Raw genomic sequence first — 23,278 nt, 5'->3', positions numbered from 1 at the left:
TGCAAATATCAAAAAGTCATTTTATGTATGTTGGCCCTATGCAGTCCGGCCCGTCTCAATCCATACGATCTGGATATGGGAAAGCGGGGCAGGAACGCTGGTCCTAATACGGACGCATGGATAGGCTGGCAAAATGATCAAGCCCGCACGCCTTCACTCAGACCTGTCCCGCCTCGGCAGGGAGTCGGACATGTTCCTGGCCACCGTTGAGTCCCTAGTCGACGACGAGATGACCGCTGCCTCGCTGTGCCAGGGGTGGACGCGCGCCGATGTCATTGCCCACGTCGCCTCCAGCGGCCGCGCCTTGGTCAAGCTTATCGACTGGGCCACCTCCGGCGAGGAAGGGCCCTTGTACGCCTCACGGGACGCCCGCTCCCAGGAGATCGCCGCTTTGGCCGCTCTGCCGCGGCAAGAGCTCCTCGGGGAACTGCGAGAGTCGGCCCGGAACTTTGCCGAGCAGGCACAGCGGCTGGGCGGGGAGCTCGCGGCCCCTGAGGTGCAGCTTAACGGCAAGGCGCTCCCTGCCACCTCCATCGTTGCGCTCCGGATTGCTGAGGTGGTGGTGCATCACCATGACCTCGACACTGCCTGGACCATCGAGGAGGCCGATCCGGATTCACTGCTGAACGCCCTCGAAGCCGTGGTGCGTTCGCTCCGGGCCAAAGGGGCACCGGGAATGACGTTAGTGACCGAGGAGCGTGACGAGTGGGTGATCGGCGGCGGCGGTCTCCGCGTTGTGTCGGACCGCGAGGGCCTGCTCCAGTGGCTGGCCCGCGGGGACGCCGAACATATTGACGTGGACGGCCCGGTGCCGGTGCTGCCATCCTGGTGAGCGGACGTGCGCTGGGCACAAGGGATGGCTGGAGCGGCCCGGGTGTACTGATCCGATCCAGCGTTGCCTGCCGCTGGCTGAAAAGGGTGTGCCCAGTGTGCCAACCTGGGCTTCGGGCCGGAGCGTCCTGGTTCGGACCGGGCCGGATAGCGAATATTTCAGGGGTGCGGCGGGTAAGCATGGGCTCGAGCTCGGTCCGAGTCCCACCTCGGGCTCACGATTTCCCTATTCAGGGGCTTGAGAGCCTCTGAGTATTCACCAACCGTTCAACTATGGGCCCGCCGGGCCCATTTTTGCTACTGCCTGTTGCCGCCTCCTTGCCTTAGTTTAAATGCCGATAATGGCCCTTGCGTCGTTCTGGGGACTCGATGGGTTCGGCTGTGCTCCCGGGCAGAGGGTTCTGGGCATGCGGGGTTCAATTCTTTCCGCCATGAGATGTACGAAGGAGGTGCAACACCATGGCGCTCGTTGATTCCCAGTCTTCCGCCTGCCCGGATGTTGGTGCTCGGTCGAGGCCGAGCCCCGGCCACGGCTCGGGCATTTGGGTGACACAGGGCGGAATGACGGCGCCCATCAGACCGCCTTCTCCATGCCTGGCATGGATGCGGTCGGGACTGCCCCCGGTTTTATTGACTCCTTGACCTAGCGAGCGAGTGCTCGTGGCGTTCTACGGACGGGTCATCTCTAGCACGACAAAGAAGCCCCTGTAATGCGGAGTGCGGCTGGTAAGGGGAGGTCTTTGCCTGCGGCCTATTCGGTTGTGTGGGGAGCGGCTCCCTACGGCGGACCGGGTACCGCCCCTGCAGGGTCCCTTATGGGTGTTCATCCTCGTTCGTCCTTCCGTCGGTTTTTCGCGTTCACCACTTCATGGTGGCAGGGCCGCGTACAACATGATTTGTTGATTATTCTTTGGATCAACCGAGGGTTTCGGCCGGTCCGAAATTCCGCTCTAACACCAGTTCATGCAGGAATGCGGGGGAACGGCATAACGTGGCCACTGATCCGGGGCAGCTTAATGAGTTCGCTGAGCCCGGCCAGGTGGTAGCCGGGGTCGGCCTCGAGGGCGAGTTGCAGGCAACGGCGGGCCTTGCTGCCTCTGCCCTCCCACCAGCCGCGGCAGCGCGCCTATTTCCCCCTCCCCGGAGGGACGCGGCAGCGGCCCTGAAAAGCTATTACGAAATTAAGCTAGCCCGGCGCCGCAGCCATCACTTTCCCCGTCATCGCCGCATCCGGTTTCTGGGTTTCCGGCGTTGCTGTCCTCGCTGTTTTGGCGGTGGGAGTTGGCCACGTTGCCCTCAAAAAGATCCCGACGATCTCTGTCTCCCCGGCGTCAACGCATGCTGGGCGAGCAGCGCAGCGCGGCGACGACCGAGAGCCTGCGGCGATCGCGGCGGTCGTTCGTGGATACGAAGGCGTATCAGATGAGGATTCCGGTCGTGGTGTTGAATGTACCGTTTAGCCCCCGCCGGATTCTGTTGATCGAAGCAACACCTTCTTTCAAGGGGCTGTTTCCAACGATCGTCGCAACACGCTCGATTTGAAGGCAGCCATATCGCTCGATTGCCCAGTGCCGGCATGACCACGCCCACGAGGACTGCCAAATACAGTGACGGAGAAAGTTCCGCCACGGTGCGGTTTATCGGACCGGTTCTACGTAGCGTTTTTCGGCCGGCGTTGGGACTCCTCCTGCCAGGTCACGTGCTCCCGCTCGACGGGACGACCGCCTTATGGGTCAGGCCGAGCTATAGCCGTGGCGCACCCGGAGCCTGGTGGGCTGATGCCTAAGCGTTTGGGTTCGCAAATGCGGCCTTCCCGGCATATTCGGGCTGTCCGATGGATTCGGGGGAGGTACCGCGAGCCGCAATATATCGGTCCGGGCGAACGAGCGCGACGCGTTTCTCGTCTGGCGTGCGGGCCGTGGCCGGTGCGAGAAGTTCTTCGGCAAGGAAAGCAACTGGTATTCCGTGCCATCGTGGAGATGCAGGGTCAGGTCGGGCTTCTCCGGGGCGCCCCCACACCACCCAGGACCAGCCGGCCGAGCTCAGTTCGTCGTAGAGTCGTCCGCCGTCGGGCAGCTCCGGGTTCGGCAGGCGGTGGCCGGCGCCGGGTGCGGTTGTCAATGATCCGGTGGAATAGGAGAGATCGAGCATTCCTGCGGTGCGGGCAAGCTTCGCCTGCACGCCGGGGCGGGCCAGGATCCAGGGTGCGAGTCGTCCGAGCACTCGACGGATGGAGCTTCGGCGGGAGGTGAGTATGGCGGTTACCCGGGCCACACCGGTGACCATGCTTCGGGCCGTGTCCCGCCGCTCTGCCTCGTAACTGTCGAGCAGTCCCTCCGCAGCCTCGGGGGAATCCAGGCGGTCGATCGCTGCCAGTTTCCAGATGAGGTTGTGGGCGTCCTGAACCCCGGTGTTGAGGCCTTGCCCTCCAACGGGGCTGTGGATGTGGGCGGCGTCGCCGGCGAGGAAGACCCTGCCCGCGCGGAAGTGGTTGGCCAAGCCATGGCTCAGGGTGAACTGGGATGTCCACTTCAAATCGTGGCAGCCGAACTCCAGCCCGGACCGCTGCCGGATCAGCTCCTCGAGGAAGGCTGCATCGACGGTCAGCGTGGACTCCTTCGCCGGCGTGGGAACGTGTGCGATGATCCGCCAACGGTCCGGTTCCGGCATGGGGACGACCAGCAGCAGTCCGTCCGGATCCAGGTAGGCATAGCCCTCGTTCTGGGTGATCGGCAGGGGGCTCTTGATGTCCGCCAGGATGAAAGTGGCGCCGGCTTCACGGCGGGTGAGCCGCAGTCCGACCCGGTCCCGCACCCTGCTGCGGCCCCCGTCGCAGCCGACGAGCCAGCGCGCGCTGACACTTTCGCTTCCGCCGTCCCGCGTGACCAGCGCCTGCACGCGATCGTCCCCGTCCTGGATCTCCTCGAGTGACGTTCCCCATTCCACAACACCGCCGAGGCTGTTGAGGTGCTCCTCCAGCACAAGTTCCGTCGCATCCTGGGGGATGGACAGCCAGAACGGATATGCCGTGTCCCCCCAGGGAAGCCCAACGAGGTCTATGCGTGTGGCCCGGTGCCGGGAGCCGGACTGCGCGGTGAGGGCCGCGAACGGGACCCCCCGGGCGATCATCGCGTCAGCCACCCCCATGGTCTGGAAAACTTCGAGTGTGCGTGCATGAGTGACCAGGGCTTTGGAATGTGTTGAGCGCTCCTGCTTGCGGTCGATGACGCGCACGCTCAAGCCATGGCGAAGGGCTTCGCAAGCCGCAGTCAGCCCGGTCGGGCCGGCGCCCACAACAAGAACATCGACATCAGCCGATTCGAAGGAAGCGGGTCGGGTGGGCGGATCCTGGGGGGATTGAGGATTCATGCGATAAGTCTAGCAACAAAACGAGACATCCATGTCTCGTTTTGGCCATTGGGGTGCGCTGTCCCTCCGGGCCAGGGATTGGCGGCGACGGCCAATTCCTGATGGCTTCGTCGCGTATGGTCGAGATCAAAGCACTCCCCGGAAAGGCACCATGCCCAGCCCTAAACAGCCAGCGGTCCCGCGCATTGATGTCGAACGCCATCGTCGGGCACTCCTTGCGGCCGCGGCCGACGAACTCTCCCGCAACCCCGACTCCTCCATGGCGGATGTGGCGCAGGCGGCAAATCTGACCCGGGCCACCCTGTACCGCCACTTCAGCAGCCGGCAGTCCCTGCTCAAGGCCATCCAGGCGGAGGCCCTCGCGCGCGCATCGGAAACGCTGATTGCGTGCCGCCTCGACGAGGGGAGCGCTCTGGAGGTCCTTGAGCGCGTGATTGACTCCCTGGGCAAGCACGGGATGCGTTTTCGCATAATTCTGCTGAGGGCGCCTGACCAGAACGCGTGGTTCCTCGCCCAGCGCGACGAGGTCCTCGCCCCTCTGGTCGCGGTCATCCGGCGGGGGCAGGGAGAGGGCGACATACGCCCCGACCTGTCGCCGGAATGGATCGTCACGGCCATGGCTTCCCTGCTGATTTCGGCGGTGCGGGCATCGCCGAAATCAAAGCACTCGGATGCGGAGCTGTCCGACCTCATCTTCCGCACCCTCGCCGGCGGGATCGCGGTACGCGGCGGCGCAGGCGGTCCCAAAAACTAGAGACCACTGTCTCATTTCATCTAGTCCCGGATCAGATGACCTGACCCTCGCCGGCACCGACTCCCAGGCCGCATACGACAGCCTCCGTGAGCAGTTCCCTGAGCTTGCCGGTGACGGCATGCAGGTCATCGTTCACAGCACGGAAGCCGGGGAGCCTGTCACGGCGCCGTCAATGCGTGCCGCGGTGGAGAGCGCCGTCGCTACGGTTGCCTCGCTGGACGGCGTAGCTGCTGCCCGGTCGCCCTGCGGGCCGCCCCTGCCGATGGTTTCCGGGGATGGCATGACGGCGATGGTGACGATCCAGTTCACCGACCGTGCCAAAGACATTCCGGTTGAGACGGTGACCGGGGCGCAGGCGGCCTTCCAGGGCGTGCAGGATGCCGGGGCCCAGGTTGAATTCGGAGGTCCGGCCGCGCAGACCGAGTCCGGACCATCCGGCGGCGAGGCCTTCGGGCTGCTCGCGGCAGCCCTGGTGCTGCTGCTCGTATTCGGTTCGTTGTTCGCCATGCTGGTCACGCTGTCTACCGCCCTCGTGGCCCTCGGCGTCGGGCTCGCGTCAATCTCAATGCTCGCTTCGGACCATTGGCACGTCCGGTCCCATCGCTGCCGCCATGATCGGACTGGGCGCGGGCATCGATTACGCCCTGCTGATCGTGACCAGACACCGGGAGGGCATCTCCCGGGGGCTGGCTCCCAACGAGTCCGTCGAAGCGGCCATGACCACCGCCGGCCGCTCAGTCCTCGTTGCCGGCGGCACAGTAATTATCGCCATTCTCAGCCTCTACGCCATCGGCATCCCGTTCGTCTCCTCACTGGGACTGGCCAGTGCAATTGTCGTCAGCGCCACGATGCTGGCCTCCGTCACCTTGCTGCCGGCACTGCTGTCGATCTTCGGCCGGAACCTGGACCGGGTCAGGGTACGCAAGATCGGCAGGAAGACCCCCGCCACGTCGGATGCTGCCGGACAGCCTGATTCTTCGCCTGCGTCGGGGTGGCGCGGCTGGGGCCGACAGCCAGTTGAGAGATTCCGGCCTTTCTATCTTCCAGACGTGGCTAGCGGGGGAAGCGGAGCTCTTCGGGAGTCGCCCTGAGAGTATCGTCTCGGGCGATTCTAAGAACCGTGGGCTGGATCCCGGCATCCGGCTACGTAACGCCCAAGGCAACCTCTGCAGGCACCGGATCGGGCACCTTGAACCAGTAGGAGATGTCCCATCGGCCCATGCCACCGACACCGGGCCCCGGAACCCCGGGTGTTCAGGGGCCTGCCGGGTCATGTCTGGCCCCGCTCGGACTCCAGGCCAGCGGCTCGGCCTCGACAACGGCCTCAGCAATTCTCCGATGCGGGTGACGGATTCGGCGGCATGACTTATCGAACCATCTTTTGGAATGGATCCGAAGGTTTCGGCGCCCGGGACTTTCTCCGTCGACCTCTCCGGCAAGTGGGGCCCGGAGTACGCGGCGATCATCCGGGTTTGGGAGTACGCCGGGAGCGAGTCCGTGCCTTCCCGGACCAGGAGGGCAAGTCCCACGGGTCATCTGCAGGACAAACGCCTTCGAGTCCATCCGCTCAGGCCGGGGTCAATTCGCGACCGATCAGGCGGCCCTGACATGTCTCTACCTCGCCGCAAGGGCACCGGAACCGGTGGAAGCCGGCATTGAATGCCTTCGCCATGACTTTCGAAGGACGATTCAACTAAATACCAACCGCGGATCCACCGTCACACGGAGACACCGCAGGTGATCTGCAGCCACGGGTTATCGTGTCGCGTCAGTTGGGAGGCGGTCCGGTTGCTGTTGCATGGTGCCGGATTCAACGAACCTCTCGTGCCAGGAGAGGGCTTCGGTGAGGAGGTGGGGGGTGTGTTTGCCGTAGCTCTCGCGCTTGGCGCGGTCGTAGTAGTCCTGGAGCATGGGGCGGTAGTCCGGGTGCGCGCAGCGGTCAATGATCAGTTGTGCGCGCTGTTTGGGAGCGAGCCCGCGAAGGTCGGCCAGGCCCTGTTCGGTGACGATGACCATGGTGTCGTGTTCGGTGTGGTCGACGTGGCTGGCCATGGGCACGATGCCGGAGATGCTGCCGGCTTTGGCGGTGCTGGGGGACATGAAGACTGAGAGGGAGCCGTTTCGGGCGAAGTCGCCGGACCCGCCGATTCCGTTCATTACTTTGCTGCCGGCGATGTGGGTGGAGTTGACGTTGCCGTAGATGTCGGCTTCGATCATCCCGTTCATCGCGATACACCCCAGCCGGCGGATCAATTCGGGGTGGTTGGAGATTTCCTGGGGGCGCAGCAGGATCCGCGTGCGGTAGAAATCGACGTTGTCGTTAAATTCCTGCAACCCGGCGGCGCTGAGCGAGAACGAGGTGGCGGAGGCCATCTCCAGCACGCCGTCGCGGATCAGTTGGAGCATGCCGTCCTGAATGACCTCGGTGTACGCGGTCAGCCCTTCGTAGCCGCTCTTAGACAGGGCGGAAAGGACGGCGTTGGCGATGTTGCCAACACCGGATTGCAGCGGGAGCAGTTTGTTGGTCAGCCGGCCCTGTTTGATTTCTTGCGTGAAGAAGTCCAGCAGGTGCCCTGCGATTCGCTGTGAGGCTTGACCGGGGGCGCTGAACGGGGAGTTCCGGTCCGGGGCGTCGGTGGCGACGACGGCGACGATTTTGGCGGGATCCACGTGGAGATATGGTTCACCAATGCGATCATCAGGTCTGATCAGCGGTATAGGTTTTCTGTCAGGGGGCAGAGCCGTACCGTAATAGATGTCGTGCATTCCTTCCAGCCCTGCAGGCTGGAACCTGTTGACTTCGAGGATTATCTTATCCGCCTGTTCAAGCCACGTCTTGTTGTTGCCGACCGAGGAGGACGGTATGAGCCGGCCATCCTCAAGAACACCGGCTACCTCGATCACGGCGACGTCGATATTGCCGAAAAACCCGGCCCAGGTGTGCTGGGCGACGTGACTGAGGTGCATGTCGATGTAGTCGATCTCACCGTTGTTGATGCGTTCGCGGAGTGCAGGATCGGACTGGTACGGGAGGCGCAGTTCCATGCCGTTGACTTTGGCCAGGGCGCCGTCGAGCTCGGGGGCGGTGGACGCACCGGTGAGGACCTTAATCCGGAACGGCTCGCCCGCCGCGGCGGCGGCCTCCATCCGGGCCGCCAGGGCCTGGGGTACCGCCTTCGGGTAGCCGGCTCCGGTGAAGCCACTCATGGCCACCGTCATGCCGGGTTTGATCAGATCGGCAGCCTGCTCAGCGGACATCAGCCGGTTGAACATGTCGGCATTACGGATACGGTCGTGCATCAAGGCCCCTTCATTGGAAACTCCCGCATCAACCCTACGTCCCAGTCAGGACTGTGACGGACCGAGCGAGAAGTCGGGGACTTCGACGCTCGGCCAATGTCGCCGCAACCGTACGGCAAATCGACCAAGGCCTTCCCAACGCGTGTCAGCAAATTTCTTACGCGGTGGACTACGCCGAGCATGGAGTCATCGACCCCTTCGTGCACACCGAGTCCCGTTCCAGCGGCCGTACGGAGCTGCTGATCATTGACGAGGCGGACCGGCTCTAAGCGACAGGCCTGGAACGGGTACGGGACTACTACGACCGTCACCACATGGGGGTGATTCTCATCGGTATGCCCGGTATCGAGAAACGCCTGGCGCGTTACCCGCAGCTATACAGCCGCATAGGCTTCGCCCACGAATTCCGACCACTCACCGCTGAAGAGCTGGCAGCCGTGCTCGCCCAGCGCCTGCCCCCTGGGCCCCACAACCCTGAGGACAACCTCGGGTACTCAACCGCCGTCGCTACAATCGCCAGAATCACGGGCGGAAACTTCCGACTCGTTGACAGGCTGCTCACGCAAGTACGGAGGATACAAACACTCAACCGGCTCAACGCGCTCACACCCGAAGTCGTCGACGCGGCAAGGGAAACACTCCTCATCGGCCACTAATCCGTGCGTTTTTCGCGCCAAATAGCTCTGCGATCCACACGCTTACGGCTGTGATTCGCAGTGATAAGTGGCGGCGTTTTCGCGGCGCTAAATGTCACATCTGGTGCCCGTAAGCGGATCCGTTACCGGGCGCTGCGGCCTTAGGTGAAGGAGTCAACAAGTTCGGGGACAGTCCCAACCTGCCCTTTTTCGCTGCAGACGATCCCTGTTCGTCCTGTCCCTGCTGTGCACAAAAGCCATGCGACGTCACAAAGGCTGGGTGCCTATCACCCGAACTTCTTCCATCGTCCTTCGGAAACCACCTCGACGGAGCCGTCGGCAACCTTGATACTGTCTGTTCGTCGATGGCGTAGGAAGGGACGCCTAGGTCGGCGGCCCACCGCTCTGCGTGGGCCAGGGTGTTGCTCGGGAAAGTGTCCAGGTGCGGAAAGATCGAAAAATCCACCACCCCCAGAGTCCGATCATCCGGAGCGGACGGCCACTCGACGAAGTATTTCCCGATCCGGGGCGTCATCACCATGCTTCCGGCACTCACTCCCACCCACACCGTGTCGGGAAGTGACGGCAGCAGCTTGGCCAGCCCGGACTCCCGCATCCAATGGGACAGGTACGTCGCGTCGCCGCCCTCGACCAAGAGCACGTCGGCCTCCCGGAGCCAAGGGACCCACCTAGCCGCGCCGATGGTGGGCAGCGCGGTGAGCTCGAGAACGCCAAGCGACGCCCAGCCCAGGCCGGACAAATGACGGAAGTCGTGCTCGGCGGCCAGGAGGCCCCGCACGGATGCCGGTCCGCACATCGGGTGACTCCACTGCGCTGTCGGGACGACCAGGGCGCGGCGCTGGGTCGGCCTGTCGAGAAGCTTCACGAGCGCCGAGTGGATGCTCGGGTTCGTCACACCGCCCGAGGTAAGCAAGAGCTTCAAACATGCCTCCAGAGTCCGCGCGTGGATGGTGGATGTGCCCGATGCTGCGGGAACGGGCTAGAACTCACCGACAGATCCGGTAAGCACGCCCGTCCGGTGCTCGGCCCTTCAATAGCGGCAGGAAGCAGGGCCGCCGGTGCGAGGTTCAGAGCCCCTTGGCGAACGTGAAGGTGGCCGGGAGCGGTTCCGGGGCGGTGCCGTGGAACAGCACGATCTCGTCGTGGGCCTTCAGGACGACGTCGGTGATCTTGCCTTCCGTCCTGGTGCCGTTGACGGCCACGGACCAGCCGTCGGTGCTTGAGTGTGCCGTCCCAGGGGTTTTGTCGGCACCGTCCAGGACACCCCACTCGGTGAGGAACTGCCCGAGCGTGTAGGTCTCGCCGACGGTGGGCGCCTCGATGTGGATGATGCCGGAATCATCGTGGCTGTGCAGTGCAGAGATGCCCGTGGCCTGGCCGGCGGCGTTGTGCTCAAGCCCGGTGTCGGCCGGGACGGTCATCGCCTTGCCGTCCGTGAAGACATCCAGGTGGGCATGGAAGTGTTCGGCGGCGCCTTCGGCTTTCAGCACGCTCAGGCCGGCGGCCTTGATCCGGTCTCCGCCGCCTGCAAGGTTCAGTTCCCAGCCGCTGGCTTCCTTCGGGGCGGTCGACGCGGCCGGACCGGTGGCTGGCGGCGCGGCTGCAGGGGTGGCCGCCGGCGCGGCACAGGCCGAGGCGGCCAGAGCGATACCGGCCAGGGTGGCGGCGAGGGCGAGGCGGTTCTTCAACACAGGACTGCTTTCGGTCAGGAACAGATACTTCGGTCATGTGTGCGGACAGCCGGTCCTCCGGCTTCAGCGGTATTGCAGGCCGGGCAGTGCGGGCGGACCGTCGGGGAGTGGAAGGTCGCCGGGCACCGGCGCCTGGACGTGCGGTTCGATCGGCGGTTCGCCCATCGCGATGAGCAACTCGTTGATCGAAATCTGGCCCTCCAGCTCACCGTCCGCACCCAAACACATATCAGCACGATAGGGGCAGGACGCCCGGGCGAGGTGCAGGAACACGCGGCCGGCACCTGCCGTTCAGCTGTTCCAGCCGGGAACCGCCGAATCCAGGAGATCCCTGACCTTGGTGGGGAGCCGGCCGCCGACGTCGGCCTGGCGCAGAGTGTGAAGCCACATTCCCAGGGCGCTTTCGTGATCCGAAGCCCGGTTCCGATACGAGGGCAGCCGGCGGTGGCTTCGCCTGAAGTCGACCAAGGCCTGCAGCCGGGCCGGGAGACGGACTTCCTCCTGACGATCGCGCCGGTGCGAGTCCCACGCGCCGATGGCATCCAGCGCTGCGCGTTGTCTGGGTCCGAGGATCCCTTTGGATGATTTGGCCCGCTGCGCGTGCAGCCAGCGTCCCAGCGAGGTCTCCTCGTCGTCGCCGCCTTTCTGGCGGGGCATCCGCCCGTGGGCTGCAACATAGGCGGTGAGTTCGGCGATGCGCCGGCGCCAGCCCGGGGTGAGCGTGAGTTGCCTGGCGGCGGACTCCTCTGCGTCCAGCGCCCGGCCGCGGTTGGCCGTGTGGTCAGCAGCCACTGAGGGGTCATCGCACCTGACAGCTGCCAGGGCTGTGAGCACATCAAGGATGTTCTCGACCTCGCAGGCCACCGCGACGCCGGCCCCGGTGAAGCCGCTCCGGTAGAGCCGGATCCACTCGGACGGGTCCCCGCTGCCACCCGTCAAAGCTGGTCCTGGCCTGGTTCCTCGAGCTCGCCGGAGGCAATCCTGTCGGCGGAGCGCGCGTAGGCGCTCTCGATGTACGCCTCGTGGTCAGACGCCCCGATCCGCCACAAGCGGTGGCCGCAGTTCTGGATGCCGCGGAGCTCGCCGCTGTGCAGCAGCGCCCGGATCTGGTGCTCCGAGACGTTGAGTTCGCCGGCCTGTTCGACGGTCATGAAGTGTGGTGGTGCCTTTCCTCTGTCACGGCCCCAACAGTAAGGGCCCCGGATTAACACCTGCCTCAGGAAAGTTTGATATGGGGACAGCGGATTACGTGAACTGGAGATGACCGAATCGGGAATTCAATGGTCAAGGAGTGCTAAATAGTCCCAAGCATGCTTAGTGTTGATGGAGAACGGATGGCCGGTTGAAGCCGGCCGCATGGCAGAGGGTCCTTGGGGGACCCTCTTCGTGTGCCTGGGGAGCCGCTGCGGGCCGCCGCACACAAGTGCATGAACCTTGCCGCATACACGCCGACTCTCCTGGCCTCCCTCGATACCGACCCGGAATCCCGGCCTCGCCATTTCACTGGACGGCCTGAGACTGACCGGCGACAGCTACGTGATCGGCCTCGACCTGACACCGTGGGGGAGGCGATCGACATCGACGTTACCTTCGACTTTCGGTCGGACACGCCAGAAGGCAAAGAGCCTGATGAAGCCAGCCCTACCCCTCCGCCGTTACCATCGACTGCTCTGGGGTAGGCCTCTGCCGAACGGTGCGATGTTCGACCTCGATGCGAGCAACCCACGCAGATTCCTGCATCACGAATCCGAACTGGGGTGAGTTCTACCTATCGAGCGACTCGATCATTCGGACATTCTGCCGGCATTTGCGTGCCGTCTCGATCATGGCGCAGATTCGGAGGCAGAGCAGGAATCCTTCAGCCGTCAGGGCTACACGATCGGCGGGATAATAATCTTCCCCGGCAACAGGATCAACAAAAAGCAAAAAATCAATCAGCGCCGAGGCACCAACCGCGAAATTGAGGGCCGGTTCGATCTGACTCTAGAGTGCATCCGGCGGCACTATCTCCGCCGGACTAGCCTGTTGACCGACACCTTGGCGCTGTGTACGGACTTCTTCGATTTGTTTGGAGCCCTCCGGGGATACGTAGACTTCTTTATGCTCCAGGACTTGGTCAAAGGCGATTACAGTGCAATCCATTTCTTCCTGGAGCCCGGAGAATTCACGACTCGTCCGTTACCAACGAGCCTTCCTGACTATAAGCGTTACAGGAAAGCCAGCCTCGCGTTCGTGCGCACGGAACGCCCGGATCGCTGATTTTTGCGCATAGCCAACATAGCCGTCGACGTTTGATCGTCGGGTAGCTCTCATGGGCATAAACGCGAGCGATTTCATGGCTGGTACTTTACCCTTCAGAATCGTTCCGCTGGGCACCACCAAAGGGATGACGCCGTAGCAGGAGCGCGGTGGGCAACGGCGTTAGGGCCTGTTGATGAGCTCGTGCAGCCGCTCGGGGGAGGTGGCCGGGTTCTGGGCTTCTTCACGCAACGGGGTAGTCATGGGCACCCATGTGTGCGGACCTGGTGCCGGGTTTCCCCGGGCCTCCGGCGAGGACATGAATGGCGGATTGCGGTCGTTCATCCCGGGATGATCATGGTCCGGCCGGTGCCGGTGCCGAGGCTGAGCCCGAACCGGTCTCGTCGTGGTCACAGTCGTAGACGCTCATCTTGGATTGCGCCTCGGTCCACCGGGCATAGGCGATGCCAGCGGCGCCGGGCAGGACCGTGTCTCCGGCCAGCCAGCGGCCGTCCACATATTTGGCCGTTTCGATGGCCGCCAGCAGCCTGAGGTGTTCCTGGTCCCTGAGCGGATCGATGAGGCTGCGGGCGTGGCTCGTGAAGGATGCCAGGTCGGTGCCTTCGGCAAGGCGGAAGCCGTTGGGGATTTTCGTGCTCATGAGATCCTCCGGGAAGGGCCGGGGTCTATGGACCTCATGTGTGCGGACGGCACGGAAGAACTCCCCGCCAACTGCACGGCCTACAGACGGTGGCTCAGCTGAACAGGCTGAACATAGGGGCCAGACGAAATATCCCAGTCATGGCAGGGCGCCAAACCATCCAAGGCCGCCCCTCGGCAATCTGTTGTTCACCAGGCTGCCCCGGAGGTTCATGACCGGGAACTACCGTGGCGACCTGTTGATGCGAACCGACCCTTTTGAGAGGCTCCACCATGAGCAACACCCGCACACGCGGCCTCCTCACAGCCGCCGCAGCCATCATTCTGGCCGCGTCCGCTGTTGGTGGCACGGTGGCCGCCCAGGCCGCCGGAAACAGCGACCAGCAGGGCGGCGCCGGATCCGGCGGCCACGCCGGGACTGACACTTCCCTGGCCGACGCTTTCAACAGTGTTGACCGGAATACACAGTGGCAGCAGACATCCAAGCTGAAGCTGAACTTCCCGACTTACCACACCGAGGGCATCGCCTACAGCGAGGACCACATCTTCCTCTCGGCCGTCCAGATCACCGAACCGACCCTGAAGTTCCCGACCCCGCAGGGTGGCTTCGACCGCACCCCGGGCAAGGGCGTCGGTCACCTCTTCGTCATGGACAAGGCCGGGAACCTGCAAAAAGACATCATTCTGGGCGAAGGCGACATGTATCACCCGGGCGGGATTGACTTCGACGGCACCAACGTCTGGGTGCCAGTGGCCCAGTACCGGCCCAACAGCAGCGCCATCATTTACCGCCTCGATGCGAACTCCCTGGACGTGCACAAGCAGTTTGAGGTCGAAGACCACTTCGGCGGCATCGTGATGGACAAGCAGACCGGCCACCTGGTCGGCAACACCTGGGGTTCGCGCCGCTTCGCCGAATGGGACCGGCAAGGCAAACAGCTATCAACCTGGGAGAACCCGAACTACTTCATCGACTACCAGGACTGCCAATACGTCCCCAGTTCCAAAATGCTCTGCGACGGGATCACCAACCTCCCGCAGACCCCCGCGGCCGGAGGCACCGCTGCCACCTACGAACTCGGCGGCATGGCGATGATCGACCTCAAATCCCACGGCGTCATCCGCGACGTTCCGTTCCAGCAGTGGTCCACCGCCGGCCACGTCGCCACCCGCAACCCGTTCAAAATGACCGCCGACGGGAACCACCTGACCATGAAGGTCGCCCCGGACAACGGCGACGAAGGCAACGGCACAGAAATCCTTACCTACGAAGCCACCGTCACGCCCGCCAAGTAACCCGCGCCGGCGCTCGGACTGCGGTGGCTGACGAGCCATAAGCGCAGCCCAGGGACGCCGGCCGCCCGCAACAGCCACACCTGAATAGGAACGATTGGATATTCCATGATTCACTCAGCACAACGATTCACCCGGAAGCGGATCGCCGCCGCGACCGGCGCAGTAGCATTGGGGGCCTCGGCGCTCACCGCTGGCCTGGTTGGCGTGGGTGCAGGCCCAGCCGGCGCCGTCGAAAACCACGGTGGCACCGCGACCCCGATCCAACACGTGGTCGTGATCTTTCAGGAAAACGTCTCCTTCGACCACTACTTCGCCACCTACCCCAAGGCTGCCAACGCCCCGGGTGAAACCCAGCAGGGCACCGGCAGCCCGGCTGCCGCCTTTACCGCGGCGAAAAACACGCCCAAAGATATCAACACCCTGGCCACCGCGGGACTGCTGGCACCGAACAACCCCAACACTGCTCAGCCGGCCCGCCTCTCACCGATGCAGGCCGTCACCTGCGACCAGGACCACGGCTACACCGCCGAGCAGAAGGCCTACAACGGCGGGGCGATGGACAAGTTCGTCCAGTTCACCAGCCGAGACTCCTGCGGCACCAACCAGTACGGCCGCGCCGGCCTGACCATGGACTACTACGACGGCAACACCGTCACCGGGATCTGGAACTACGCCCAGAACTACTCGATGAGCGATAACCACTTCAGCACCGTCTTCGGCCCCTCCACCCCCGGTGCCCTCAATCTCGTCTCCGGCCAGACCCACGGCGCCACCGAATACACCGCGACCGGGCAGCCCGTGGCCACCCCGGCAGCAGGAAGCCCCACGGTCCGCCGGCCCGACGCCAACGGAGTCGGGACCGTCATCAACGACCCGGACCCGGTCCACGACGACTGCTCGAACAACAGCCACGCCAAGACAAACAACCTGGCCGGCATGGCCGGGAAGAACATCGGCGACCTGCTCAACGCCAAAGGCACCTCCTGGGGCTGGTTCCAGGGCGGCTTCACCCCCACGAGCGCCGCGACTGAGACCACCCCGGCTTCGTGCCTGTCCAGCCACACGAATGCGGCCGGCGCGAGCGTCGTGGACTACTCCCCGCACCACCAGCCGTTCCAGTACTACGCCTCCACCGCCAACCCGCATCACACGGCTCCGGCCTCCGACGCGGAAATCGGCCACAACGGCCAGGCCAACCACCAGTACGACCTCACCGACTTCAGCAAGGTCGTCAACACGGACAACATGCCGGCGGTGTCCTTCCTGAAGGCGGGCATGTCCCAGGACGGGCACGCGGGCTACTCCGATCCGGTCGATGAGCAAAAGTTCATCACGAACACCGTGAATGAGATCCAGAAGTCCAGGAACTGGGAAAACACCGCCGTGGTCCTCGCCTACGATGACTCCGACGGCTGGTACGACCACGCCGCCGCCAAGGTGAAGAATTCCTCCAACACCACCGACGACGCCGCGTGGTGCCAGGACGCTGCAGCCAGCGGAGTGCCGATGACCGGCGGTTACGCTGACCGCTGCGGACCCGGTCCGCGCCAGCCGCTGGTGGTTATCTCCCCCTACGCGAAGAAGAATTTCGTGGACCACGCACAGACGGACCAGGCATCGATCCTGCGGTTTATCGAGGACAACTGGCTCACCGGCCAGATCGGGGACGCCTCCGCAGACGCCACCGCCGGCTCAGTGAACGGGATGTTCAACTTCGATAAGTTGCGCACCGACAAGGTCCTGCTCAACGAACAAACCGGCGCCGTCGATTCCATCGTCAAGGGCAAAGACGACAATTCCGACAATCAGGACGGCAAGGGCGCCGGGAATTAAAGCCCTAGCTTCCTGCCCTGACCGTCAGGGCTACATCAACACAAAATGCCACCCGGTTAACCGCCGGGTGGCATTTTGTGTTTAACTCATAGGCCGCGGCTCCCGCTCATCAGGCAGCGTGGGTCAGGTGGGCAATCGGGTGTTGCTGCAGGTCCGTCAGGTGGATGCGCACGAGCGCGTCGATGGCCCGGAACCGTGCCGGGCCGTGCAGTTTGATGCCGGCACCGAGATGGTCCGGGATCCATTCGCGGACGGTGCTGTTGGTCTTGAGTGCTCCGGTCACGGAGCCGATGAGCTCGCCGTCCAGGTACACCTCGGAGGTGACCAGGGAGAAGTAGCGTCGGCAGGAATCGGCTGGCTGACCGAAACCAGCGCCCGGCAAGGTGTGTGAGCCGGCGGCGGGATCAATACTGGCCCGCGATGACGAAAACGGCACCGCTACGCGCATCCTCAAGTTCGAGCCCGGCACCGACACCTCGACCATCGGAACGCTCACCCATGATTTCTGGGAGGAGGTCATTCTTATTGAGGGACGCTGACAGACAAGCGTCTACACCGTACGTTCAGGGCCGGAGACTGGGTTATTTGACCATCTGGCATGGAACACGGGCCGTGGGTATCCGAGACCGGAGCCAAATTGTTCGAGGTCCGCTACTTCCAAAGCACCAGAATGGACTAAAGACGAATTGCGCCTTGCCAGACTTACTTATTCGCCCAGCGTGAAGTCCGCCCTTATGGCATTCGGATACTATCCATTGACGTCCTGCCTGGAACCCGGCTGCCGGGATCTGCAGGCAGGCGGCGACGCATTCAGGACCGCAACTGGGGGTGCCAAGTGGCGCGGGCCGAGACAACCGGATCGGTCATCCAAAGCATGAGCAGCGCAGAGCCTTGGTGCCCCACTTCTGCAAGAGCGGCCAGTGGGTGTCGGGTCATGCCGCTCGGAGGAACGAACAGCCATGACCCATGTCAACTCTCCGACTGTGCAATGCCACCTCGGTCGGTGCCTGATAGCGGTCGGCACCGGCGCTTCGGAGCATACTGGGCCGGGCGGAGCCGTGTCACGCAGGACTTGAAACTGCCGTGGCCGGACCTCTCATGGCAGGCGTCTGGGCCGGCAACAAAATGGGCAAAAACGAGGGTGTGCACAATGTGCACGCCCTGGGCTTCGGATCGGGTCGTACAGGTGTCGTACTAGGCAGGATTGCGGAGGTTTTCGGGGGGGCGGCGGAAATTCAGCATGACGCTGTGGACTTGGAGGTGATGTGCCGTAGGGAGGTACCTGCTATCTGGCTGGTACTTCACGTCCGCTCATGGCCTGCGTGGTCTAGGACGACATGACGGAACGGTGGGATGCCGTGGTGTCTGGGGAGCGTTCGGTGTCAGGTCAGCGTGGCCGGCGAAAGCACCCGGGATCGACCGGGCGGACTTCTTGATCCGCTGGGAACCGTTTCGTCGACCGGTCACGGAGCTTGGATGGTTTGATTGGTCCATGCTCCGTCTAAAACGCCTTGTGGTTTTCAGCCTGTCCGCGGTTTGCGTCATCACCGCGTTCTCGTTCTGGGCTGCCCGGCAGCCCGGCGCAGACGCCCGCGGGGCCCTTTCTCCACCTCCGCGGGCGGGGGCGGAACTTGACATGTTGCCCACCGGCATCACAACCGCCGTGGATGTGACCCCGAGCCCGGATGCCCAGTGGCTTATCCGGGCTGCCGCGCAGACCGGGATCCCTGCCCGCGCGCTCCGGGCCTACGTTGCTGCGGCAGCCACGGCCAACGATTCCGCTCCGCTGTGCGGGATCGGCTGGAACACCGTGGCAGCTGTCGGCTCCGTCGAATCCGCGCACGGAACTTACGGCGGCGGCAGTCTTAACACCGCAGGGCAGGCGAGCGGCCCGATTGTGGGCCCGAGCCTCAATGGTGCCGGATTCGCCGCCATCGCCGACACGGATGCGGGTGTCCTGGACGGCGATGCACGCTGGGACCACGCCGTCGGACCCATGCAGTTCATTCCCTCCACCTGGCAGCTAGTAGGGCGGGACGGGAACGGGGACGGAACAGCGGACCCGTTCAATATCGACGACGCCGCCCTCAGTGCGGCGACCTATCTGTGCGCTGACGGCCGTGACCTCTCAACCGCGCAAGGGTGGACCGACGCCATCTACTCCTACAACCAGTCCGGTCCCTACATTCGCCAGGTGCGGGCCCAAGCCACCGCCTACGCCGTGAAGACGGGCACCGCCGAATGAGTCCACGGGCTGAAGGCCCCGGGCGGTGAATGCAAGAAGGGGCCCGGTGGATCCACGAGGTGCTTCAAGGCGCTGGCGAGGATGTGGGAGCGATGCTTTCCTCTGACGTGGCCAGCAGTACCCTGAAGTGGCGCCGGTTGCCGCAGATCACGTCACGCAGCACAAGCAGCGCCCAGGCGGCGCCGAGGACCTCGAGCGCCGCATCGATGGGGCATCCGCTACGCGGGCCCGTGTGCATCGCGGCTTTATTCTCCCGTCGTCGGAATAGAAGTGGCACTTCCGCTGCACCGCGACTAGATCAGGTGGATGCTAGCCGAACTGCACCAAGAAAAACCGGAAACCTCGCGGCCGCTGTGGATGACGTTGAACGGCTGGAACCGAGCACGGTCACCGTCGTGTCTCTGGCGAGCTGTTCACGGATCAGGAGCGCTGGGATCAAGTTGTGGACCTTACTGAGGGATTGACGGATGAAGACAAAGCGGCGACATTCCTGCTGATCCAGCGCGCCATCGCCTTCCGGGAGCAAGGATTCCCGGACGCCGCCCGTTAATCGTTCAAGGAGGCCCTGAGGATCGGCTCCCGGCCTGCCGAGTTGGGCCGGAGGGCGCTGATCGAGTGGGGCCTCACATACCTCAGCGACGCGAGCGCCCCATGGCCCGGAAAGACTTCGAGAGAGTCCGGCTAGGCAAGTCTGCGGCTCAGTGAAAAAGGGTCGTCGTAGCTTCACGGACAACAGCCAGGCCATGTGATTTACGCCACAAAGTACTGCGACTTGAATCACATCCGCTTGCCATGTGGAGCTTGCCTCGTCAGGCGTAGCCTGAAAATAGTCACCAGCAATGGTGCTGGTGCTGACCAAGGAGTCGTGCCATGAGTGTCAAATCAAGCTCCGTAGCAGGGGCCGTCCCGGCGGGAAGTGGCCGCAGGGCTGAAAATCCCGTAGTAGCCCAGGGCGCCGTCGTGTCTCCACAAGCGGGTGTGACCCAACCCTTTGCCGATCCGGCAGCTCTGGGTCTGGGCGCGTTCGCAATGACCACCTTTGTCCTCAGTGTCATCAATGCCGGCCTGATCCCCAAAGCGGACGAACCGGTAGTCCTGGGACTGGCACTGTTTTACGGCGGCATTGCGCAGTTCGGCGCCGGACTCTGGGAATTCGCCAACCGCAACGTCTTCGGTGCGACAGCTTTCTGCTCATACGGAGCCTTCTGGCTGTCTTTCTGGTTCCTGAGCCAGTTCAGCGCCGGCAGCCTTCCTCCAGCCGACGCCGGTAAGGGCGTCGGCCTCTACCTCCTGGCCTGGGCAATCTTTAGCGCCTACATGACCATTTCCGCGTGGCGCGTCAGCACAGGCGTCTTTGCCGTTTTCGTACTGTTGACCCTGACCTTCGTTGCCCTGCTTCTTGGCGCGTTTTCCGGAACAAACGGGCTGACGGTGCTGGGCGGCTGGCTGGGCATCGTGACGGCACTTGTCGCCTGGTACTGCTCCCTCGCTGTAGTCGCCAACTCCACCTTCAAACGGACTGTGCTTCCGGTGGGACGACGGTGACTGGCCATGGCCGAGGACCCAACAGCATCGGATGAGACCCTCGCAAACCTGTTGCACGAACAACGGCGCTTTCCTCCGGAAACCGGTTTTTCCGCCCGGGCCAACGTGACATCGGCGGACTATGACGACGCCGACGGCGACAGGCTGGCGTTTTGGGCGCGGCAGGCGGAGCGGCTGCACTGGTCCCAAAAATGGACCCAGGTCCTCGACTGGTCGAATCCGCCCTTCGCCAAATGGTTCGTCGGGGGCAGGCTCAATGCCGCCTACAACTGCCTTGACCGACATGTAGCTGCCGGCCATGGAGACCGGGTCGCCTTCCACTTTGAAGGCGAAGCTGGGGACACCCGCACGATCACCTATGCCCAGCTCACCGGCATGGTCTGCCAGGCAGCGAACACGCTGACCGATCTGGGCGTCGTGTCCGGAGACCGGGTGGCCATTTACATGCCGATGATTCCGGAAACGGTCGTGGCAATGCTGGCCTGTGCACGAATTGGAGCACCGCACACGGTGGTGTTCGGCGGATTCTCTGCGGACGCGCTCCGGACGCGGATCCACGACTGCGATGCGCGAATCGTCGTCACCTCCGACGGCGCCTACCGCCGCGGCAAGGCCAGCGGCTTGAAGTCCGCCGTGGACGAGGCCCTGCTGGACTGCCCGGACGTTCGCAGTGTCCTGGTTGTACGACGCACGGGCCAGAAGGTCGGCTGGACGCCGGGCCGCGATATTTGGTGGCACGAATCGGTTGAGTTGGCGTCCGCTGAGCACGACCCCGAGGCCTTTGACGCCGAACATCCCCTGTACGTGATGTACACCTCGGGCACCACGGGCAAGCCTAAGGGCATCCTGCACACCACCGGCGGCTACCTCACGGCATGCGCTTACACCCACTGGGCGGTATTCGACCTCAAGGCTGAATCCGATGTTTTCTGGACAGCCGCGGACATTGGCTGGGTCACCGGGCACAGCTACATCGTTTACGGTCCGTTGGCCAACGGTGCAACCTCCGTGCTTTATGAAGGCACGCCGGACACCCCGCACCAGGGCCGCTGGTGGGAGATCATCGACAAGTACAAGGTCTCGATTCTCTACTGTGCCCCGACCGCCATCCGGACGTTCATGAAGTGGGGCGCCCAGATACCGGCCAGGTACAGCCTCAGGAGTCTGCGTGTGATCGGCAGCGTGGGCGAACCGATCAACCCGGCGGCATACCTCTGGTATCGCGAGAACATCGGGCACAACCGAACGCCGGTTGTGGACACGTGGTGGCAGACCGAGACCGGAGCCATCATGATCAGTCCCCTCCCGGGGGTCACGGCAGGGAAACCGGGGGCCGCCATGAGGGCGATTCCCGGGATCGTGGCCGACGTCGTCAATGACGCGGGCGCACCGGTTGCTAACGGCTACGGCGGGTATCTGGTCCTCAGGGAACCTTGGCCATCCATGTTGCGGACCATCTGGGGAGACAACGACCGGTACGTGGAGACGTACTGGTCAAGGTTCCCGGGGCTCTATTTTGCGGGGGACGGGGCGAAGAAGGACGAGGATGGTGATATTTGGCTTCTTGGCCGGGTGGACGACGTGATGAACGTGGCAGGACATCGGCTTTCGACGACAGAGATCGAATCGGCGCTCGTCGCCCATCCAAAGGTCGCGGAAGCCGCCGTCGTCGGAGCCATCGACGAAACAACCGGGCAGGCTATTGTCGCCTTCGTCATCCTGCGCATCGAGGCGGGCGATGGCGGGCCGCATGTCGTGCAGCAGTTGCGGGACCATGTCGCTAAGGAAATCGGCAAAATCGCCCGGCCCCGGCAGATCATGGTGGTAGCCGAGCTGCCTAAAACCCGGTCCGGTAAGATCATGCGCCGTCTCCTCAAGGACGTGGCGCAGGACAGGCCTGTCGGGGATGTCACCACCCTTGCGGACTCCTCTGTCATGGAGCTGATCAAGGCCGGCATGCCCGGTGGCGCCGGGGGCCCACACTAGTCGGCGGCCAAATCCTGCCGAAACCATTGAATGCCTCTCAGGCGAACAACCGCACCTGTTGAGGTGGCGCGTATTCCTGAGTGCAGAGCAAGGAGGTCTCCTGATGGCCACCGTAAGCGTGCGCTACATCGTCGATGATGTCGATGCCGCCATCAATTTTTACCGCGAACATCTGGCATTCACGCTCGTCATGCATCCTGCCCCGCTTTTTGCCATGCTCGAGCGCGGTGATTTGCGGCTGCTGCTCAGCGCTCCGAACGGCCAGGGCGGAGGAGGTCAGAGCATGCCCGACGGCACCAAGCCGGCGCCGGGCGGATGGAATCGATTCGCGCTGGAGGTGTCAGACCTCGCGGCAACCGTGCGGACCCTCCGCGATGCAGGCGTACCGTTCCGAAATAACATCGTCACGGGGGTGGGCGGAAATCAGGTACTGATCGAAGACCCATCGGGCAATCCGATCGAACTATTCGAGCCGACAATTCCCGAGGCGCGGCTCGCGACAGCCTGATCCCAACGGCGGTGGGCCCAAACAGTCACAGTCGTGCCCTTCGTCCGAATGGAATGAGACTCAAGTCTGGAGGCATACACCGGGCACGCAGGACACGGGGTTCCCAAACGTCCACAGCCGTTGCTGCCAGCAGACGGCAGCTGGCTCCCTGAGGGTCGCCAGGGGTGCGCCGGGACCCATCGTTCGGCGGCCTGCGAACGCCGCCCAGGCCGCGGGGCTCGAATCATATAGGAAAGCCCCCGACGGAGGCGCTTTCGAGGATGAACCAGTGGGTTGGTGGTGTTTGTCAGCGGTGACGTGTTCCCTTTCCTGGACGCCGTGTCCGCCTGCCATGGGCCTAAGCTACGCACCCGCCAGCGCGGTCAA

General features: G+C 63.8%; 19 protein-coding genes and 3 pseudogenes. 13 read left to right on the top strand and 9 right to left on the bottom strand.

Going from position 1 to position 23,278, the window contains the following annotated elements; all coding sequences use genetic code 11:
* The first annotated feature begins 133 nt into the window (after positions 1 to 133).
* Positions 134 to 832: a maleylpyruvate isomerase family mycothiol-dependent enzyme gene (locus tag AC1MFL_RS00335; RefSeq protein ID WP_479812514.1), complete on the top strand. Its 699-nt coding sequence runs from the start codon at positions 134 to 136 to the stop codon at positions 830 to 832.
* 1,337 nt (positions 833 to 2,169) lie between these two features.
* Positions 2,170 to 2,373 (top strand): hypothetical protein, encoded by a 204-nt coding sequence (locus tag AC1MFL_RS00330; RefSeq protein ID WP_479812512.1) that lies wholly within the window; start codon positions 2,170 to 2,172, stop codon positions 2,371 to 2,373.
* 240 nt (positions 2,374 to 2,613) lie between these two features.
* Here AC1MFL_RS00330 and AC1MFL_RS00325 read toward each other — a convergent pair whose 3' ends face one another.
* Positions 2,614 to 4,200, bottom strand: coding sequence for an FAD-dependent monooxygenase (locus tag AC1MFL_RS00325; protein ID WP_479812510.1), 1,587 nt, complete (start codon positions 4,198 to 4,200; stop codon positions 2,614 to 2,616).
* Positions 4,201 to 4,351: 151 nt separating this feature from the next.
* On the opposite strand from AC1MFL_RS00325, the gene AC1MFL_RS00320 reads away from it, so the two are divergent.
* The 3 genes and pseudogenes from AC1MFL_RS00320 (at position 4,352) to AC1MFL_RS00310 (ending at position 6,045) form a co-directional block, all read left to right on the top strand.
* Positions 4,352 to 4,954, top strand: coding sequence for a TetR/AcrR family transcriptional regulator (locus tag AC1MFL_RS00320; RefSeq protein WP_479812508.1), 603 nt, complete (start codon positions 4,352 to 4,354; stop codon positions 4,952 to 4,954).
* Positions 4,872 to 5,471: pseudogene (locus AC1MFL_RS00315) on the top strand (MMPL family transporter); the annotation flags it as partial. The gene AC1MFL_RS00320 and the pseudogene AC1MFL_RS00315, both read left to right, overlap by 83 nt.
* Positions 5,472 to 5,565: 94 nt before the next feature.
* Positions 5,566 to 6,045, top strand: a complete 480-nt coding sequence (locus tag AC1MFL_RS00310; protein ID WP_479812506.1) for an MMPL family transporter — start codon at positions 5,566 to 5,568, stop codon at positions 6,043 to 6,045.
* 664 nt (positions 6,046 to 6,709) lie between these two features.
* Here the strand turns inward: AC1MFL_RS00310 and AC1MFL_RS00305 are convergent.
* Entirely contained in the window at positions 6,710 to 8,254 is a 1,545-nt protein-coding gene (locus AC1MFL_RS00305) for an acetyl-CoA hydrolase/transferase family protein (RefSeq protein WP_479812504.1), read from the bottom strand.
* 314 nt (positions 8,255 to 8,568) lie between these two features.
* Here AC1MFL_RS00305 and AC1MFL_RS00300 point away from each other — a divergent pair, with 314 nt between their 5' ends.
* Positions 8,569 to 8,910: a TniB family NTP-binding protein gene (locus AC1MFL_RS00300; protein ID WP_479812502.1), complete on the top strand. Its 342-nt coding sequence runs from the start codon at positions 8,569 to 8,571 to the stop codon at positions 8,908 to 8,910.
* A 266-nt stretch (positions 8,911 to 9,176) separates the two neighbouring features.
* Here AC1MFL_RS00300 and AC1MFL_RS00295 read toward each other — a convergent pair.
* The 5 genes and pseudogenes from AC1MFL_RS00295 to AC1MFL_RS00275 form a co-directional block, all read right to left on the bottom strand.
* Positions 9,177 to 9,832: pseudogene (locus AC1MFL_RS00295) on the bottom strand (Type 1 glutamine amidotransferase-like domain-containing protein).
* Between the two features lie 145 nt (positions 9,833 to 9,977).
* On the bottom strand, positions 9,978 to 10,601 hold the full coding sequence (locus tag AC1MFL_RS00290) for a hypothetical protein (RefSeq protein WP_479812500.1): 624 nt from the start codon (positions 10,599 to 10,601) through the stop codon (positions 9,978 to 9,980).
* A gap of 63 nt (positions 10,602 to 10,664) precedes the next feature.
* On the bottom strand, positions 10,665 to 10,829 hold the full coding sequence (locus AC1MFL_RS00285) for a hypothetical protein (protein WP_479812499.1): 165 nt from the start codon (positions 10,827 to 10,829) through the stop codon (positions 10,665 to 10,667).
* 63 nt (positions 10,830 to 10,892) lie between these two features.
* Positions 10,893 to 11,540 (bottom strand): helicase associated domain-containing protein, encoded by a 648-nt coding sequence (locus AC1MFL_RS00280; protein WP_479812497.1) that lies wholly within the window; start codon positions 11,538 to 11,540, stop codon positions 10,893 to 10,895.
* Positions 11,537 to 11,752, bottom strand: a complete 216-nt coding sequence (locus tag AC1MFL_RS00275) for a MerR family transcriptional regulator (RefSeq protein ID WP_479812495.1) — start codon at positions 11,750 to 11,752, stop codon at positions 11,537 to 11,539. Before AC1MFL_RS00275 ends, AC1MFL_RS00280 begins: the two co-directional genes overlap by 4 nt.
* Before the next feature lie 478 nt (positions 11,753 to 12,230).
* Here AC1MFL_RS00275 and AC1MFL_RS00270 point away from each other — a divergent pair.
* Positions 12,231 to 12,860: pseudogene (locus AC1MFL_RS00270) on the top strand (DUF6994 family protein).
* Between the two features lie 334 nt (positions 12,861 to 13,194).
* Here AC1MFL_RS00270 and AC1MFL_RS00265 read toward each other — a convergent pair.
* A complete protein-coding gene (locus AC1MFL_RS00265) occupies positions 13,195 to 13,500 on the bottom strand; it encodes a hypothetical protein (protein ID WP_479812493.1) in 306 nt (101 codons plus the stop codon).
* Positions 13,501 to 13,772: 272 nt separating this feature from the next.
* Between AC1MFL_RS00265 and AC1MFL_RS00260 the strand changes: the two genes are divergently transcribed.
* Positions 13,773 to 14,795 carry a DUF6454 family protein gene (locus AC1MFL_RS00260; protein ID WP_479812491.1) on the top strand — a complete coding sequence of 341 codons (1,023 nt, stop codon included), beginning with the start codon at positions 13,773 to 13,775 and terminating at the stop codon, positions 14,793 to 14,795.
* 105 nt (positions 14,796 to 14,900) lie between these two features.
* Positions 14,901 to 16,628: a phospholipase C gene (locus tag AC1MFL_RS00255; RefSeq protein WP_479812489.1), complete on the top strand. Its 1,728-nt coding sequence runs from the start codon at positions 14,901 to 14,903 to the stop codon at positions 16,626 to 16,628.
* A 109-nt stretch (positions 16,629 to 16,737) separates the two neighbouring features.
* On the opposite strand, the gene AC1MFL_RS00250 is transcribed toward AC1MFL_RS00255, so the two are convergent.
* Positions 16,738 to 17,124, bottom strand: a complete 387-nt coding sequence (locus AC1MFL_RS00250; protein WP_479812487.1) for a hypothetical protein — start codon at positions 17,122 to 17,124, stop codon at positions 16,738 to 16,740.
* Positions 17,125 to 18,264: 1,140 nt separating this feature from the next.
* Here AC1MFL_RS00250 and AC1MFL_RS00245 point away from each other — a divergent pair.
* From AC1MFL_RS00245 to AC1MFL_RS00230, 4 genes are all read left to right on the top strand, one after another.
* Complete coding sequence (locus AC1MFL_RS00245) at positions 18,265 to 18,873, top strand: lytic transglycosylase domain-containing protein (RefSeq protein ID WP_479812485.1); 609 nt, start codon at positions 18,265 to 18,267, stop codon at positions 18,871 to 18,873.
* Between the two features lie 870 nt (positions 18,874 to 19,743).
* A complete protein-coding gene (locus AC1MFL_RS00240; protein WP_479812483.1) occupies positions 19,744 to 20,418 on the top strand; it encodes an acetate uptake transporter in 675 nt (224 codons plus the stop codon).
* 6 nt (positions 20,419 to 20,424) lie between these two features.
* Positions 20,425 to 22,404, top strand: coding sequence for an acetate--CoA ligase (gene acs, locus AC1MFL_RS00235; protein WP_479812481.1), 1,980 nt, complete (start codon positions 20,425 to 20,427; stop codon positions 22,402 to 22,404).
* A 103-nt stretch (positions 22,405 to 22,507) separates the two neighbouring features.
* Positions 22,508 to 22,912 carry a VOC family protein gene (locus AC1MFL_RS00230; RefSeq protein WP_479812479.1) on the top strand — a complete coding sequence of 135 codons (405 nt, stop codon included), beginning with the start codon at positions 22,508 to 22,510 and terminating at the stop codon, positions 22,910 to 22,912.
* The last annotated feature ends 366 nt before the right edge of the window (positions 22,913 to 23,278 follow it).

The sequence above is a fragment of the Arthrobacter sp. BG3 genome (assembly GCF_056680185.1).
This window is presented reverse-complemented; position numbering and strand designations above follow the sequence as displayed.